This is a genomic window from Rhodobacter lacus, from assembly GCF_042683065.1.
GTDB classification, from domain to species: domain Bacteria; phylum Pseudomonadota; class Alphaproteobacteria; order Rhodobacterales; family Rhodobacteraceae; genus Rhodobacter; species Rhodobacter lacus.
This window is the reverse complement of the sequence record NZ_JBHUIX010000013.1, coordinates 261,458-278,212: the sequence shown is the minus strand read 5'-3', so window position 1 is coordinate 278,212 and position 16,755 is coordinate 261,458. Positions and strand designations below refer to the sequence as shown.

Annotated in this window: 14 protein-coding genes; 8 read left to right on the top strand and 6 right to left on the bottom strand. The window is 67.7% G+C overall.

Going from position 1 to position 16,755, the window contains the following annotated elements; translation table 11 throughout:
* Positions 1–88: 88 nt before the first annotated feature.
* The 6 genes from lptF (at position 89) to rsmA (ending at position 7,807) form a co-directional block, all read left to right on the top strand.
* On the top strand, positions 89–1,228 hold the full coding sequence (gene lptF / locus ACFSM0_RS13475; RefSeq protein ID WP_377391283.1) for an LPS export ABC transporter permease LptF: 1,140 nt from the start codon (positions 89–91) through the stop codon (positions 1,226–1,228).
* Positions 1,225–2,325, top strand: a complete 1,101-nt coding sequence (lptG, locus tag ACFSM0_RS13470; RefSeq protein WP_377391280.1) for an LPS export ABC transporter permease LptG — start codon at positions 1,225–1,227, stop codon at positions 2,323–2,325. Before lptF ends, lptG begins: the two co-directional genes overlap by 4 nt.
* Entirely contained in the window at positions 2,322–4,547 is a 2,226-nt protein-coding gene (locus ACFSM0_RS13465; RefSeq protein WP_377391277.1) for an LPS-assembly protein LptD, read from the top strand. Before lptG ends, ACFSM0_RS13465 begins: the two co-directional genes overlap by 4 nt.
* Before the next feature lie 40 nt (positions 4,548–4,587).
* On the top strand, positions 4,588–5,853 hold the full coding sequence (locus ACFSM0_RS13460; RefSeq protein WP_377391274.1) for a peptidylprolyl isomerase: 1,266 nt from the start codon (positions 4,588–4,590) through the stop codon (positions 5,851–5,853).
* Entirely contained in the window at positions 5,850–6,896 is a 1,047-nt protein-coding gene (gene pdxA, locus ACFSM0_RS13455) for a 4-hydroxythreonine-4-phosphate dehydrogenase PdxA (protein WP_377391271.1), read from the top strand. Before ACFSM0_RS13460 ends, pdxA begins: the two co-directional genes overlap by 4 nt.
* 68 nt (positions 6,897–6,964) lie before the next feature.
* A complete protein-coding gene (gene rsmA / locus ACFSM0_RS13450) occupies positions 6,965–7,807 on the top strand; it encodes a 16S rRNA (adenine(1518)-N(6)/adenine(1519)-N(6))-dimethyltransferase RsmA (protein WP_377391268.1) in 843 nt (280 codons plus the stop codon).
* A 69-nt stretch (positions 7,808–7,876) separates the two neighbouring features.
* Here rsmA and ACFSM0_RS13445 read toward each other — a convergent pair whose 3' ends face one another.
* From ACFSM0_RS13445 to ACFSM0_RS13425, 5 genes are all read right to left on the bottom strand, one after another.
* Complete coding sequence (locus ACFSM0_RS13445; protein WP_377391265.1) at positions 7,877–8,716, bottom strand: DUF4167 domain-containing protein; 840 nt, start codon at positions 8,714–8,716, stop codon at positions 7,877–7,879.
* Between the two features lie 243 nt (positions 8,717–8,959).
* Positions 8,960–9,817 carry a peptide chain release factor N(5)-glutamine methyltransferase gene (gene prmC, locus ACFSM0_RS13440; RefSeq protein ID WP_377391262.1) on the bottom strand — a complete coding sequence of 286 codons (858 nt, stop codon included), beginning with the start codon at positions 9,815–9,817 and terminating at the stop codon, positions 8,960–8,962.
* On the bottom strand, positions 9,814–10,869 hold the full coding sequence (gene prfA, locus ACFSM0_RS13435; RefSeq protein WP_377391259.1) for a peptide chain release factor 1: 1,056 nt from the start codon (positions 10,867–10,869) through the stop codon (positions 9,814–9,816). The genes prmC and prfA overlap by 4 nt, the downstream gene beginning before the upstream one ends.
* Positions 10,870–11,431: 562 nt before the next feature.
* On the bottom strand, positions 11,432–11,815 hold the full coding sequence (locus tag ACFSM0_RS13430; RefSeq protein ID WP_377391256.1) for a cell division protein ZapA: 384 nt from the start codon (positions 11,813–11,815) through the stop codon (positions 11,432–11,434).
* Entirely contained in the window at positions 11,808–12,431 is a 624-nt protein-coding gene (locus tag ACFSM0_RS13425) for a hypothetical protein (RefSeq protein ID WP_377391253.1), read from the bottom strand. The genes ACFSM0_RS13430 and ACFSM0_RS13425 overlap by 8 nt, the downstream gene beginning before the upstream one ends.
* Positions 12,432–12,732: 301 nt before the next feature.
* Between ACFSM0_RS13425 and tkt the strand changes: the two genes are divergently transcribed.
* Positions 12,733–14,751 (top strand): transketolase, encoded by a 2,019-nt coding sequence (tkt, locus tag ACFSM0_RS13420; RefSeq protein WP_377391250.1) that lies wholly within the window; start codon positions 12,733–12,735, stop codon positions 14,749–14,751.
* 89 nt (positions 14,752–14,840) lie between these two features.
* Positions 14,841–15,728, top strand: coding sequence for a DMT family transporter (locus tag ACFSM0_RS13415; RefSeq protein ID WP_377391247.1), 888 nt, complete (start codon positions 14,841–14,843; stop codon positions 15,726–15,728).
* Here the strand turns inward: ACFSM0_RS13415 and ACFSM0_RS13410 are convergent.
* On the bottom strand, positions 15,725–16,654 hold the full coding sequence (locus ACFSM0_RS13410) for a DUF1223 domain-containing protein (protein ID WP_377391244.1): 930 nt from the start codon (positions 16,652–16,654) through the stop codon (positions 15,725–15,727). The two genes, ACFSM0_RS13415 and ACFSM0_RS13410, sit on opposite strands and share 4 nt — an antisense overlap.
* Positions 16,655–16,755 lie beyond the last annotated feature (101 nt).

Below are 16,755 nucleotides of genomic sequence, written 5' to 3'. Positions count from 1 at the left end.
CGGGGCGCCGCCGATCCCCCGGCAGCCGGGGCTTTCCCCGGCCCGAAAGCCGCGCTAGAGAAGAGAAAACACCCGGAGCGAGGCAGGTTTGAAACAACTGGACCGATATCTTCTGTCCCAGCTGATGGCCTTGTTTGGCTTTTTCGCGCTGGTGCTGGTTTCGGTCTACTGGATCAACCGTGCCGTTTTGCTGTTCGACAAGCTTATTTCTGACGGGCAGACCGCCTGGGTGGTGCTTGAATTCACCGCCCTTACCCTGCCCAATGCGATCCGCCTTGTGCTGCCGGTTGCCGCCTTTGCGGCCACGCTTTACGCGCTCAACCGGCTCGCGGGCGAATCCGAACTGGTGGTGATGCAGGCCGCGGGCGCAAGCCCGTGGCGGCTGGCCCGCCCGGTTGCGGTGTTCGGGCTGATTGTCGCCTGCCTGATGCTTGTGCTCGTGCATGTGCTCGTGCCCGCGGCCAAGGCGCGGCTGGTCGAACGACAGGCGCAGGTCTCGCAAGACATTTCCGCAAAATTCCTCACCGAGGGCAGCTTCGAGAACCCGGCCGAAGGGCTCACGCTCTACATCCGCAAGATCTCGGATCTTGGCGAATTGCTCGACCTTTTCCTTTACGATGCCCGCACGCCGGGGCTGCAGACGATCTACACCGCCGAAAAGGCGCTGATCGTGCCCTCCGATGCCGGTCCGAAGCTCGTGATGTTCGACGGGGTGGCGCAAACCCTGCGCGAGGCGGATGAATCTCTGGCCCAGACCCGGTTTTCCGATTTCACCTATGATCTTGGCGTCGCGATCGGGCCGGATACGGTGGCGCGGCCTCAGCTGGAGACCTTGCCGAGCTGGCAGCTGGTTGCGCCCTCCGCGGCGCTTCTGGCCGCCACGGAAGCGCGCCCCGAAGAGGCGGCCCGCGAACTCCATGACCGGCTCGCGCAACCGCTGATGGCGCCGGTGGCCGCGCTTCTGGCCGCGGCGGCAATGTTTCTGGGCGGGTTTTCCCGCTTTGGCCTGTGGCGGCAGATGGCCGCCGCCGTGGTCGGGCTGATCATCTTGCAGACGCTCGTCAACCTTGCTACCTCCGCCACCCGCAGCGCGCCCGAACTCTGGGGCCTTTATTATCTCCCGCCGCTGATCGGCCTTGTTGCCGCCATGGTGTTGCTGGGCTGGGCCGGGCGCACGCGTCCGCGCTGCCCGCCTGTGGCCGGCGCCGCCCCGGGGGCCACGCCATGACGCTTTCGCTCTATATCGCGCGGCGGTTCCTGCGGGCGCTTGGCATCGTTGCCGGCGCCTTCATCGGCGTTTTGTTCCTGATTGAAATCGTCGAGCAGTTGCGCGGGCTCACCGCGCAACAGGGCGGCCTTTCCGACGCTGCGCTTCTCGCCGCGCTGAGCCTGCCCAAAACCGTCTACCGGATCTTTCCGCTGATCACCGTGCTGGCCGCGGTGGTGCTGTTTCTCAACCTCGCGCGCTCCTCCGAACTGGTGGTGATCCGCGCCGCCGGGCGCTCTGCCCTGCGCATGCTGATCGCGCCGGTGATGGTGGCGCTGCTGCTCGGGGTGGCGCTGGTGATGATCGGCAATCCGATCGTTTCGGCCACGACCAAGCGGGCCGACGAGATCGAGGGCGCGATGAAGGCGGAGGGGATGCAGACCGTCTCGGTCAGCCGCGAGGGGATCTGGATGCGCCAGGGCACCGCCGACGGTGGCCAGGCGGTGATTCATGCGCTGCGCGGCAATACCGAGGCGACCGCGCTCTATGATGTCAGCTTCATGATCTTTGACGATACCCGCGGCCCGATCCGCCGCATTGATGCGGCCACCGCGCAGCTTGGCCGGGGCGCGTGGTATCTGCATGATGCCAAGGATTGGCCGCTCGGCAGCTCCACCAATCCCGAGCGCGACGCGCTGCGCGCCACCAGCCTGCGCCTGCCCTCGACCCTGACCGCACAAAGCATTGCCGACAGTTTCGATGCCCCCTCTGCGGTGCCGATCTGGGATCTGCCCACCTTCATCCGCGCGCTCGCCGCGGCGGGCTTCTCGCCGCGGCGGCATCAGGTCTGGCTGCAAATGGAGCTCTCGCAACCGCTTATGCTGGCGGCGATGGTGCTTGTGGCGGCGGCTTTCACGATGCGCCCGACACGCTTTGGCGGCACGGGCGGGCGCGTCTTGCTGGCGCTTCTGGCCGGGCTTTCGGTGTTTTTCTTGCGTAACATGGCGCAGGTTCTGGGCGACAATGGCCAGATCGCGGCAACGCTGGCGGGCTGGGCCCCGCCCGCAATTGCCGCGATGCTGGCGCTTGCGCTCGTGCTGCAACAGGAGGAGGGATGATGCCCCCCCGCCCGCTTCAAGCTCCCCTCGCCCGCGTTGCGCTGGCCACCGCGACCGTGCTCGCGCTGGCCGCCCCCCCGGTGCTGGCGCAAGAGACCCTCACGCCGCCCGCCTCGGCGCCGATTTCCGATGCGGCCACGCTGCTTGCCGACCGGATCGAGATCACCGGGCAGAACCGGATCACCGCCGAAGGCGATGTCGAGGTGTATTGGCACGAACACCGCCTGAACGCGACGCGGCTCATTTATGATCAGGCCGAGGATCGGCTCACGATCGAGGGGCCGATCCGCATGGTCGAACCCGGCGCAACCGGTTCGGTGATCCTGGCCGATCAGGCGCAACTGAGCCGCGATCTGCAAAACGGGGTGATGTATGGCGCGCGGATGGTGCTCTCGCGCGAATTGCAGCTCGCCGCGAACCGGCTGGAGCGGCAAGACGGCACGCGCACCATCTTGCGCGAGGTGGTGGCCTCATCGTGCCGGATCTGCGCCTCCGACCCGACCCCGCTGTGGGAGATCCGCGCACGCACGATCACCCATGACACAACCACGCATCAGCTCGTGTTCGATCAGGCGCAGTTCCGCGCCATGGGCGTGCCGCTGATGTGGCTGCCCAAGCTGCGCATGCCCGACCCGACGGTGACGCGGATGTCGGGCGTGCTGCGCCCCACCTTCCGCACCACCTCGCTGCTGGGCCCCGGGATCGCGCTGCCCTATTTCTTCGCGCTCTCGCCCTCGCGCGACCTGACGCTGACGCCCTATCTGGCCGCCTCCCACTCCAGCACGCTGGGGCTGCGCTACCGCGTGGCGCAGAACTGGGGCAGCTATCAGATCGAAGGCGCGCTGAGCCATGACTCGATCCGCCCCGGCAAAACGCGCGGCTATCTGTTTGCCGACGGTCGCTTTGCCCTGCCCGGCGATTTCACGCTCGGGGCGCAGATCCGCACCGTTTCAGACCCCTCCTACCTGCTCAACTACGACATCACCGATGACGACCGGCTGTGGTCCGGCCTTACCCTCGAGCGCGTGCGCGCGACCGAGTTGATCTGGGCGAAAGTGGGCAACACCCACAGCTTGCGCGATGGCGAGAGCAACACCACCGAGCCAATGCTTTCGGGCGATGCGCGCTGGACCAAGGTGTTCCGCCCCGAGCTGATCGGCGGCGAACTCAGCGTTTCGGGGAGCCTGCACGCCCATCGCCGCGCCTCGGACCGCACCAACGATGCCTTTGCGGGCGACGAGGACACCGATCTTTTCGACACCGAATCTGACGGGCGCGACATGGTGCGGCTCTCGGCTGAGGCAGACTGGCGGCGCAACTGGCTTCTGCCCTCGGGCGTGCTCGCCGCCGCCGAAGGCGCGCTGGCGGTCGATGCGATCACGGTGCGGCAAGACGATGTTTACGCAGGCGATTACCTGCGCGCGGTGCCGACCTTGGGGGTCGAGCTGCGCTGGCCCTGGGTGGCGAGCGCGGGACGTGCGGTGCAGGTGATCGAGCCGGTGGCGCAACTCGTCTGGTCGGGCAAGCATGTGAAGCGCGTTCCCTACGAGGACAGCTGGCTGACCGAATTTGACGAGGGCAACCTGTTTTCCCTGACCCGCTACCCGGGCGAAGATGCGCGCGAACAGGGCACGCGGGCGAACCTCGGGCTCAGCTGGTCACGGCACGATTCCTCGGGCTGGTCGCTCGGCGTCACCGCGGGGCGGATCTACCGGCTTGACGATCTGGGCCAGTTCGCGCTCGGCTCCGGCCTTTCGGGCAAGCGCTCGGACTGGCTCATCGCCACCCATCTGAGCAGCGCGACCGGGATGATCATCTCGAACCGAGCGCTGCTGACGGAAGATTTCGACCTTGACCGCGACGAGCTGCGCGTCGCCTATCTCGGAGACGGGCTCAATTTCTCCGCCGGATACCTGTGGATGGAGCAAACCGCCTTCAACTCCGAGACCTCGGAGTTGCTGCTCGAATCCGGCTGGGACTGGCGGCCGGGCTGGCGCTCCACGCTCTCGACCCGCTACGACCTCACGGCGGATCGCGCCGCCAAGGCGGCGTTCGGGCTGCAATATTCCAACGAATGCGTTAGCGTCGAGCTTTCTCTCTCGCGTCGGTTCACATCCTCCTCTAGTGTGGAGCCCGAAACGGATCTGGGCCTTTCGGTGCAGCTTGCGGGCTTCGGCGCGCAAGGATCGAGTGGCGGACCGGAGCGGCTCTGTCGGCGCTGAGACCCCGCAAGCCCTTGATTGAGAACGGAAGACGGAACGGATGACACGGCATTTCTCCTCGCTTCTCGCGCCGCGCCTGGCCGCGCTGATCGTGCTTTCGCTGGTGATGGTGCTCGGCCTCATAGGGCTGCCTGCACGCGCGCAATCGGGCTCGCCCTTTGCCCCGGTGATCATCGTCAACGACATGGCGATCACCGGCTATGAGGTCGCGCAGCGGCAGAAATTCATGGAGCTTCTGGGCGCCACCGGAGATGTGCGCAAGCTGGCCGAGGATGCGCTGATCGAAGACCGGCTGCGGCAATGGAAAGCGCGGCAGGACGGGGTGAGCCTGAACGAACAGGCGGTGACGGACGGCATGGCCGAATTTGCCAGCCGCGCCAATCTGAGTGCTGAGGACTTCGTCAAGGCGCTCGGGGAAAACGGCGTCGATGCGCAGACCTACCGCGATTTCGTCTCCGCCGGGGTGATCTGGCGCGAGGTCGTGAAGGCCAATTTCGTTGGCCGTGTGACGGTCTCGGATGCGGATGTCGACCGCGCCCTGCGGCTGGTGACGCCGCGCGCCGAGCGCGCGAAGGTGCTGCTTTCCGAGGTTGTGGTGCGCATTGGCGGCGGCGGCGAGGCCGAGGCCATGGCCAAGGCGCGCCGCGCCTCCGTGGCCCGCACCGAGGCCGAATTTGCGCAAGTGGCCCGCGATCTCTCGTCGGCGCCAAGCGCGACCAAGGGCGGTCGGCTCGACTGGATGCCGATCGAGGCGCTTCCGGTCGAGGTGCGCAGCGCGGTGGCAAACCTGCGCCCGGGCCGCACCACGGCGCCGCTTTCCACCCCCGGTGCGGTGGCGGTGTTCTTCATGCGCGGCTTCGACGAGGGGGGCGACGTGGCGCCCTCTGCGCGTGCGGTCGATTACGCCACTCTGACGCTTGGGGCCACGGGCAGCGCCGAGAGCGCCGCGCTTGCCGCCAAGGTGGCCGCGAATGCGCATCGCTGCGATGATCTTTACACCGTGGCGCGTGGGCTCCCGGCAGACCGGCTGGTGCGGGTTGAGGACGCACGGGCGGGCGCGGTGCCTGCCGATATCGGCGCGGTCCTGCCGCAGCTCGATCTGGGCGAAACCGCGGTGCTGCGCCGCGGTGGCACCGATGTTCTGGTGATGCTGTGCGAGCGCGGTCGCGCGCTCAACGCCGATCTGGGCGAGACCGGCCCCTCGCGCGATGCCGCCCGCAACGAGCTTATCAATGCCCGCATCAACACGATGTCGGATCAATTGCTGGCCTCTTTGAAGGCCGCCGCGGTGATCGTGCGCAAATGAGCCCCGCCGAATTTCCCGCCGAATTTCCGGCCGAACCTGCCGCACCGGAGCGCGATACGCTTGACCGGCCGGTGATCTTGACCTGTGGCGACCCGTCGGGCGTTGGGCCGGAACTTGCCGTGCGCGCCTGGCAAGCGCTTGGCGCATCGCTGCCCTTTGCCTGGATCGGCGATCCGGCGCATCTGCCGCGCGGCACCAGGCTGCGCGAGATCGACAGCCCCGCAGAGGCGATGACCCATGCGGGCGCGGCGCTGTGTGTGCTGCCCCATGCCTTCCCCGCCGCGGCCGTGCCGGGCCAGCCCGACCCCGCCAATGCGGGCGCCGTGATCGAGGTGATCGCGCGCGGGGTCGATCTGGTGATGCGCGGCGAGGGGCTGGCGCTGACCACCGCGCCGATCAACAAGAAAGTGCTGAAAGACGGCGCGGGTTTCGCCTTTCCGGGCCATACCGAATACCTTGCCCATCTCGCGGGCGGCGCCAAAGTGGTGATGATGCTCGCCTCGGAGCGGGTCACGCCGCCTTGCCGGGTGGTGCCTGCAACGATCCATATTGCGCTGCGCGATGTGCTCGACGCCTTCACCCCGGCGCTCTTGCGCGACACGGTGCAGATCACCGCCGAGGGGCTCGCCCGCGATTTTGGCATTGCCAATCCGCGCCTTGCCGTGGCGGGGCTCAACCCGCATGCGGGCGAAGGCGGCGCGATGGGGACCGAAGAGATGGACTGGATCGGCCCCGTGGTCGAGAGCCTGCGCGCCGAGGGCTATGCGCTCTCCGGCCCGTTGCCGCCCGATACGATGTTCCACCCCGCCGCGCGCGACCGGTATGATGCGGCGATCTGCGCCTATCATGATCAGGCGCTGATCCCGATCAAGACGCTCGATTTCGATGGCGGCGTGAATGTGACGCTGGGGCTGCCCTTCGTGCGCACCTCGCCCGACCATGGCACCGCCTATGACATTGCGGGCACCGGCAAGGCGAGCCCGCAAAGCCTGATGGCGGCGCTCAGGATGGCTGCGAAAATGGGCGCGGCGCGGCGCGGCTGAGGGCCGAGCCCGCGGGGGCGCTGCCCCCGCACCCCCGGGATATTTACGGCAAGATGAAAGGGCACGGCATGGCAGCGATTGACGGTTTGCCGCCCCTGCGCGAGGTGATCGCCACGCATGATCTGGTGGCGAAAAAATCGCTTGGGCAGAACTTTTTGCTCGATCTGAACCTGACCGCGAAGATTGCGCGCGCGGCCGGAGATCTGTCTGGTTTCGATGTGCTGGAAGTGGGGCCGGGCCCGGGCGGGCTTACCCGCGGGCTTTTGGCCGAAGGCGCGCGCAAGGTGCTCGCGGTGGAAAAAGACAGCCGCTGCCTGCCCGCGCTGGCCGAAATTGCGGCGCATTACCCCGGGCGGCTCGCGGTGATTCAGGGCGATGCGCTGGCCGTCGATGTGGCGGCCCATCTCAGCCCCCCTTACAAGATTGCCGCGAACCTGCCCTATAACGTGGGCACAGAGCTTCTGGTGCGCTGGCTCACGCCGCCTGCATGGCCCCCCGCCTGGGAGAGCCTGACGCTGATGTTCCAAAAGGAGGTCGCGCAGCGCATCACCGCGAAGGTGGGCGACACCCATTACGGGCGGCTGGCCATTTTGGCGCAATGGCGCACCGAGGCGCGGATTGTCATGAGCCTGCCCCCCGAGGCGTTCCAGCCCGCGCCCAAGGTGCATTCGGCGGTGGTGCATCTCAAGGCGCTGCCTGCGCCCCGGTATGAGGCCGATGCCAAAACGCTGGAACGGGTGGTGGCCGCGGGTTTCAACCAGCGCCGCAAGATGCTGCGCTCCTCGCTCAAGGGGCTGCATCCCGAGATCGAGGCGCTTCTGGAGGCGGCAGGGATCGCCCCGACCGAGCGCGCCGAACGGGTGAGCCTTGAGCAGTTCTGCACTCTCGCGCGCCTTCTTGTCCGCGCCTGAAGCGCGCTCAAACGCAAACCGCGCCCCAAGGGGCGCGGCGCTGCAAACACGGATGAGGGCTCGGGCCGGTTACTCGGCGGCGGGCGCCTCGGGCGGGGCCAGCTTTTCCGCCTTGGGCGCCTTGGGCGCTTTCGGCGCGGCGCCTTCCGCCTTGGGTTTGCGCGGCGCACGCGGGCGCGGCGCGGGCCTGGCGGCTTTCTCGGCCTTCGGCGCGGCGGCTTCGGAGGCCTCGGCCTCTTCGGTCACGGCGGGGGCCGCAGCCGGTTCATGCGCCTTGCGCGGGGGGCGCGCCTCGGACACACGGGTCTCGGCCTGACGGGCCTCGGGTGTTTCCACAAGGCCCGGTCCTTCGTCCTCGGCGGCGAAGAAATCGGGCATCATCACCGGCGCGCCATCGTAGCGCGGCTCTTCATAACGGGGCGCCTCGGGCGCACGCTCGCGCAGGGGCGCCGCGGCGGTCTCGGACCCACCGCTCTGCACACCGCCGCCCTGAGCCCCACCGCCCTGAGCGCTGCCCTGCGGCCCGCCCGGAGCCTGACCGCCAGAGGCCGCCGGAGCGCCGTTCTGGGCCGTGTTCTGACCATTGTTCTGGCCGCCGTTCTGACCATTGTTCTGGCCGTTCGACGGGTAATTGCGGTTGCGCTCTTCCTGCTCGCGGGCCAGTTCGCGCTGCGCCTCGCCCAGCATGCGGGTGTAATGCTCGGCATGCTGCAGGAAGTTCTGCTCTGCCACGCGGTCGTTGCCGAGCTGCGCATCGCGCGCCAGCGCGAGATATTTCTCGATGATCTGCTGCGGCGTGCCGCGCACCTTGCCCTCGGGCCCGGAGCTGTCGAAGACACGGTTGATGACATTGCCGATGCTGCGCTGACGGTTCGACTTGTTGCGCGAACGGGACTTGGAGGATCTCATGAGCCTGCGTCTGTTGTGCCCCCAGGGGCGTTGGGTCTGGGCCGGACCGGAAAACGGCGCCCGTCATCGGGTGCCACCCGCAGCAGGCGCTGCCATGACCAAACCCGAGGTGTAAGCTGAAATCATGGGGGGAGCGAAAGCTCCCCTGCCACAGCGCTGACTAAACATGTCCCCCATGACTGCGCAAGCCGGAAATTGCGCTCGAAGGGGGGAAAGCGGCAATTTTATGCTTTTCGGCGGATATCAGCCCGCATTGCCCGAAGGCGCGCCGCCGGGGCGATGGGCCAGCACAACGCGATCCCGCCCGCCCAGATCCTGCCGCAGTTCGAGCAGATCAAACCCCTGCGCCGCGAGCATCGCGCTCACCGCCGCGCCCTGAGTCGGGCCGATCTCCACCGCGAGCCGCCCCCCGGGCCTGAGCCGCGCAAAGGCGCCAAAGGCAATGGCGCGATAGGCGCCAAGGCCGTCGCCGCCGGGCGTGAGCGCGCTGTGCGGCTCCCAGTCGCGCACCTCCGGGGCCAGTTCGTCCATCTCGGCCTCGGTGATATAGGGCGGGTTTGAAACGATCAGGTCAAACCGCCCCTCGACGCCGTGAAACCAGTCGCTGTGCAAAAACTGCACCCGCTCGGAGAGCTTCAGCCGGGCCGCGTTTTCCTGCGCAACGGCAAGCGCGGGCTCGGAAATATCGGTCGCCACGCCCTTCGCCCCGGGCCGCTCCGCCAGAAGGGAAAGCACCACGCAGCCGGTGCCGGTGCCAAGGTCGAGCACGCGCGCAAACGGCGCCTCAAGCGCCACTTCGACCAGAAGCTCGGTCTCGGGGCGCGGGTCGAGCGTGTCGCGGGTGACGCGGAACTCGTGCGTCCAGAACGCGCGCGCGCCGATGATCTGCGCCACGGGCTGGCGCGACTCGCGGGCGCTGAGATATTTGAGGTAGCGCTTGTGACACTCTTCCGGGAGCTCATCGTTCACAGCCCGAAACAGCCGCTCGGCGGGCAGATCGAGCGCATGGGCCAGAAGCCGGCGCGCATCGGTCGAGGCGCCCTCGATCCCCGCGCCCTCGAGCTGGCGCATCCCCAGCATCAAAGCGATCTGAACCTTCATCCATCCATCTCCGCGAGTTTTTCGGCCTGGTCATGCGCAACAAGCGCGTCGATCACCTCGCCCAGATCGCCACCGAGGATCTGCGGCAGCGCGTAAAGGGTGAGGTTGATGCGGTGGTCAGTCATCCGCCCCTGCGGGAAGTTGTAGGTGCGGATGCGCTCCGAGCGGTCGCCGGTGCCCACTTGCGCGCGCCGGCTTTCGGTGCGCGCGCTCGCAAGGCGCTCGCGCTCGCGCTCGTAAAGCCGCGCGCGCAGCACCGCCATGGCGACGGCACGGTTCTGGTGCTGGCTCTTTTCGGACGAGGTGACAACGATGCCGCTGGGCAGGTGGGTGATGCGCACCGCCGAATCGGTGGTGTTGACGTGTTGCCCGCCCGCGCCCGAGGAACGCATCGTATCAATGCGGATGTCGGAGGCGGGAATGTCGATATCCACCTCTTCCGCCTCGGGGAGCACGGCGACCGTGGCGGCCGAGGTATGGATGCGCCCGCCCGCCTCGGTTTCCGGCACGCGCTGCACGCGGTGCACGCCGCTTTCGTATTTGAGCCGCGCAAAGACCCCCTCGCCCTCGATCCGCGCCATGCCTTCCTTGAGGCCGCCGAGCTCAGTGGGCGCAAATTCCAGCCGCTCGAAGCGCCAGCCCATGCGCTCGGCGTGGCGCTCATACATGCGCCAGAGGTCATGGGCGAAGAGCGCCGCCTCCTCCCCGCCGGTGCCGGGGCGGATTTCAAGGATTGCGGGGCGGGCATCGGCGGCATCTTTGGGCAAAAGCGCGATGCGCAGCGCCTGCTCCATCTCGGGGATGCGGGCCTTGAGGCGCGGCAGCTCCTCCTCGGCGAGTGCGCGCATCTCGGGATCGGCGAGCCAGCCCTCGGCCTCGGCCAAATCACCAAGCGCGGCGCGATAGGCGGCGATTTCCTGCGCGACCGGGCGCAGATCGCTGTATTCCCGCGAAAGGGTGGCGATCTCGGCGGGGGCGAGCGCGGTATGGAGCTTCGCTTCGAGAAAGTCGAAACGCGCCGTGATCTGGTCGAGTTTGTCGAGCGGAACCATGGGTTCATGTGACCGAGACCGGCGCGCGGGTCAAGGTGTGACGCGGTCTTTCGCTTCGGCAGGGCCGAAGCGACCCGCCGGGGGGCTGCCGCCCCCCGGCCCCCCCGCTGCCCCCTTGTTCCAAGACAAGACGTGGTGCGCCGCGCCGGGAAGGCCGAGCGATCCGCGCGCGAAGGTGTTTTGCGAGGGAAAGGCGCATGGTCTCGCGGGAAGGCGCGACCGACAACCGGATCACGGAAGGCGAAAATCACCTGACTTAAAGTTATAAATCGCCGTGGCCGCGCCTGTGGTCCCCGGAGCCCCCCGGGGGGCCGGTAAACCCGCAATCGCGGGGGCGCAGCCCCCGCGCGGGTCGCCCTGCCCCGGGCAGGGCGAAAGAGAGCCTCAGGACAGCCCGGCAAGCAAGGGCGCAGGTCAGCATGGGCGCGGGTCATTTGAACAAGGGGGGTCCGGGGGGCGAAGCCCCCCGGCGGGTCGCCTCGGCAAGGCCGAGGCGAAAGCCCCTGTCCGGACCGTCTCCCGGGCCGTTGCAGCAGCACCAGGCGAAAGGCAAGGCGCCTCCTCAGCCTTCTGCGGCCTCTTCCACCCGCTCCGCCATCGCCTCCGCACGCGCGGCAATTTCGGCCAGAGTATCGGTCACTTCCGTCGGGATCACCGGCACTTCGATACGCTGCGGGTTTGCCTTTGCCTCGGCCAGCGCCGCCTCCAGTTCCGCCACGCGGGCGCGCAACTGGCGCAGGTTATCCTCGGTGCCCGCCGCCTTGTCGGCAAGCATCAGCCCCGCCATCAACAGCATCCGGTTTTCCGGGATCCGCCCCATCTGCCCGGTCAAGACCGATGCCTCGGCATCCAGAAGCGCCGCCGCGGCTTGCAGAAAATGCTCTTCCCCCTCTTGGCAGGAGACGTCGAAATCCCGCCCGCCAATCACGATGCGCAGATCAGCCATGCTCCACCCCCTCGCGCGCCGCGGGCCCATTCGACGGCGCCTTTGCATGCGCCGCCACGATCGGCTCAAGCCCGGCGAGAATCTCCGCAAGCTCCGCCATCTCCCAGGACCGCGCCGCGCGCAAAGCTTCCAGCTCCGCCTGCATCGCCCGGTTCACCTGCGCTGCCGCCATCACGTCGCCCGCCTCGACCAGACTGCGGTTGACCTCCAAAAGATCGGCATTGGCGCGCTTGAGCCGGTTTGCCTCCGCCTGCACCGCCTCCAGCGCACGGGTGGCCTGCGCGAGCCGCCGCTCCAGCGTGACAAGCGTCGTCTCCTGCTTCTCGCGGATCGCCCGCACCCGCTCGGTGAGCTGCGTATTGGCTGCGCGCTCAGCCTCCAGCGCTGCCCGCTCCGCGGCAAGCGCCATACGCTCGACCGCAAGCTCTGCCTCCAGCGCCTCGACTTGCGCAGTATCAATCACCACCACAGGCTCGGGCGGCGCGACCGGTTCGGGCGGTTCGGGCACCGCCTCGGGCGCAGGAGCGGAGGGACGCTGCGTCAGCGTTTCAACGCCCCGCCCGATCCGTTCGAGCGCATAGGCTATGCGGCGCTCATACTCTGCCAGATCCGTCATTCGGTCTCCTCGTCTGGTCCTCTGCGGGAGCCCGGATCGGCGCGGCCCGCGCCCTGCGCAGCCTTCGCCCCTCTGGCCCCGTTGTGTTCATTGCCACGGCGTTCACCTGCGCTGCGCCCCCCAAAAGCGGGCCGCGAATCGCAAGGCACTCCGGCTCGCCTTTTAGTTTATCCGCTGCGACAATCTTCTCCCACCCTTTTACCTCAACCACTTGGGGGGTGTGCTTGATATTGCCCCGATCCCTGTTATCACGGGGGCCGACACCCGTTCCAAGAACCCGCTCCACGAAAAGGACGCCCCCATGGACATCGCCGCGCTGCGTGCCGCCCACCCCGACCACTGGAAGCTTGCCACCGCGATCCGCGTGCTGGCAATCGACGCCGTGCAGGCGGCCAATTCCGGGCACCCCGGCATGCCGATGGGCATGGCCGATGTGGCGACCGTGCTTTACCGCAACCACCTGAAATTCGATGCAAAAGCGCCGAACTGGGCGGATCGGGACCGGTTTGTGCTCTCTGCCGGCCACGGCTCGATGCTGCTTTACGCGCTGCTCCATCTCACCGGCTACGAACAGGCGACTCTGGAAGAGGTGAAAAACTTCCGGCAATGGGGCGCGCGGATGGCGGGGCACCCGGAGTTCGGCCATCTTGAGGGCGTGGAAACGACGACCGGCCCGCTCGGCCAGGGCATTTCCACCGCCGTCGGCATGGCGATTGCCGAAAAATCCATGGCGGCGCGCTTTGGCAAATCTGTCGTTGATCACAAGATCTGGGTGATCGCGGGCGACGGCTGCCTGATGGAGGGCATCAGCCAGGAGGCGATCGGGCTCGCGGGCAAGCAGGAACTCGACAACCTGATCGTGCTTTGGGACAACAACAACATCACCATCGATGGCCGGGTGACGGTCTCCGACAAGACCGATCAGCGCGCGCGCTTTGCCGCCTCGGGTTGGGTGGTCTTGAGCTGCGACGGCCATGACCCGGCCGATATCGACCGCGCGCTGACCGAGGCGAAAAAGGCCAAAGCCCCGGTGCTTGTCGACTGCAAAACGATCATCGGCTTTGGCGCGCCCAACAAGGCCGACAGCTATGCCGTGCACGGCGCCCCCCTCGGCGGCGACGAGATCAAGGCGACGCGCGAGGTTTACGGCTGGCCGCATGGCCCGTTCGAAATCCCGGCCGATATCAAGGCGGACTGGGAAGCGATTGGCGCCAGGGGCGCGGCGGAGCATGCCGCCTGGGCCGCGCGCCTCGATGCGCTGTCGCCCACGAAAAAGGCCGAGTTCGAGCGGCAGATGAGCCGGGGCGTGCCGAAGAAACTCGCCACCGCGATCCGCGCCTTCAAGAAGGCGAACTCGGAAGCCGCGCCGAAAGTGGCGACTCGCAAAGCCTCGGAAATGGTGCTGGCCGCGGTCAACCCGGTCGTGCCCGAAACCATTGGCGGCTCGGCCGACCTCACCGGCTCGAACCTGACGAAAACGAGCGATATTTCCGACTTCATGCCCGACAATCGCAAGGGCCGCTACATGCGCTACGGCATTCGCGAACATGCGATGGCGGCGGCGATGAACGGGATGTGGCTGCATGGCGGCGTGCGCCCCTATGGCGGCACCTTCTTTTGCTTCACCGATTACGCGCGCGGCGCGATGCGGCTCTCGGCGCTGATGGGCGTGCCCACGGTCTATGTGATGACGCATGACAGCATCGGCCTTGGCGAAGACGGGCCGACTCACCAGCCGGTCGAGCATCTGGCGATCTGCCGTGCCACCCCCAACACCTGGACCTTCCGCCCCGCCGATGTGATCGAGACCGCCGAGGCGTGGGAGCTGGCGCTCTCGTCGGAGCGCACCCCCTCGGTGCTGGCGCTGAGCCGCCAGAACCTGCCCACGCTGCGCACCGCCCACAACCAGAAAAACCTGACCGCACAAGGCGCTTATGTGATCGCAGAAGCGGCGGGCAAACGTCAGGCGATCCTGATGGCGACGGGCTCGGAGGTGGAGATCGCGCTCAAGGCACGCGACCTCCTGCAAGCGGAGGCGATTGGCACCCGCGTGGTCTCGATGCCCTGCATGGAGCTTTTTGCCGCCCAGCCCGAGGCCTACCGGCGCAAGATCCTGCCGCCCGGCGCGGTGCGCGTGGCCGTTGAGGCCGCGATCCGCCAACCCTGGGACCGCTGGCTTCTGGGCGAGCGCGGCTCCGAGAAGAAAGCCGATTTCGTCGGCATGGAGGGCTTTGGCGCCTCCGCCCCGGCCGAGCGGCTCTATGCCGAATTCGGCATCACGCCGGAAGCGATCGCCGCCAAGGTGAAAGCGCTGCTGTGAGCACCGGGCAAGACCCGCAAACCACAAAATCAGGGGGGCCGGAGCCGGCCCCCCTTGCCGTTGCCGCCGCCGGGATGCCGGGGCCAGACATGCCCGAACCGGCGATCCCGGCGCCCGAGACCTCTTATATCGGCAAGGGGATCGGGCTTCTTTTTCTGGCGCTGGTCTTTTTCACGCTGATGGATGCGGTGGCCAAGAGGCTGGGCCAGAGCTATGCGCCCGCGATGGTGATCTGGGCGCGCTTTGCCGTGAACCTCGCGCTTGTCTCGCTGATTTTCCGCGGCTCCTTCCTTGCCCATGCACGCTCGCGCCAGCCCGGCTTGCAGCTTTTGCGCGGCCTGTTCCAGATGGCGACGGTGGCGCTGTTCTTCCTTGCCATCCGTTCGATCGGGCTGGCCGAGGCGGCGGCGCTGACCGACCTCAACCCGGTTCTGATCACGCTTGGCGCGGCGCTCTTTCTGGGCGAAAAGATCGGGCCGCGCCGGGTCGCGGGGATTTGCGTCTCCTTTCTGGGCGCAATGATCATCTTGCGCCCCGGTGCGGGCGTGATGGACCCGGCAGCACTCTATGCGCTGGCTGCCGCCTTCACCTATGCGGGCGGCACGCTGATGACCCGCGTGGTGCGGTTTGACAGCACGGCGACCTCGGTGATCTGGTCCGCGGGCGTGGGAACGGCGATGTCCTCGCTCGCCCTGCCCTTCTTCTGGCAAGAGGTGGCGCCTGTGGATCTGCCGCTGTTCCTCGCCGTCGGCGCCCTGGGGGCCGTGGGTCAGGCGCTGCTCATCAAGGCCTTTCGCGCCGCGCCCGCGGGCGTTCTGGCGCCTTATGGCTACTTTGGCCTGGTGCTGTCTTCGCTGTGGGGATGGATCTTTTTTGCGGCCCTGCCAGACCTTTACACGGTCTTGGGCGCGGGCGTGATCGTGGCCGCGGGGCTTTGGGTCTGGAATGCGGAGCGCCGCGCCGCGCGGGCGCGTTAACGCAGCCAGGCCGCCGAAAGGATCGGCCCCGGCAAGGGCGCGGTCTTGCCCGGCAGCGCCGTCTGCACGATCACCACCGCGGGCTCGGTGCCGTCGATCTTGGCGTTCAGACGCAGCGGAACCTGCCCGTCCCATTCCGCCACAGCATGCCATGCGGTGACGACATTGGCGAAATCGAGCACCTTGCCCGCATTCTCGCCACGCAGGATTTCCACTTGAGCAGAGGGCACATAGCGCACGATCTGCACCACGCTCGGACGCTCGAGCGGGCGGGCGAGCGGGGCAAGGTCGATCACATATTGCCCCGACCCCTCGCCTTCGGATACCGCAATCGACACCCGTGGCGCCACGGCGGCTTCCTGCGCGATCACCGCATCAAGCGTGGCGGGCGCGGGCGCGGTGAGCGAGGCCTCTCCGCCAACGATCACCTGCGGCGTGTAAAGCGTGCGCTCTCCCGCGGCGCGGGTATAGGCCTTTTGCCGCGCGGTAAACGCGGGCTGGGCAAAGGGATCTTCCCAGCCGAGATAATCCCAGTAGTCGACATGCAGCGACAGCGCGACAACATCGGGGCGCTGCGCCACCTGCGCAAGGAGCGCATCGGCGGGCGGACAGGCCGAGCAGCCCTGCGAGGTGAACAACTCCACCACCACCGGCGCGGGCTTGGGCGGCGCGGAGGGCGCAATCAGCGTATTGACGCCGGCAAGCGCTTCCGTGCCGGCAATGGCGCGGTCCACGGCGCGGTTGAGGCTCTCGATCAGCGCCCCCGGGCCAACACCCGGACCAGCCGCAGGCGCGGCGGCTCCAGCAGAAGGCGCGGAAGCCCCGCCAACGGCGATACCTTGCGCGAGGGCAGCCACAGGCGCCCCGGCCAGAAGGCCGAGCAGGAGGCACTCTCCTATGACCGCGGCGTATCTCGCGCCTACCATGAAACCTCGCTCCGATTGCGTCCCTCTTCCTAAGGCGCCCGCAGGACGAACGCCAATCAAGGTTTTGCGAGTGTTGCACGGGGGCCGCCCCCCGGTGCCGG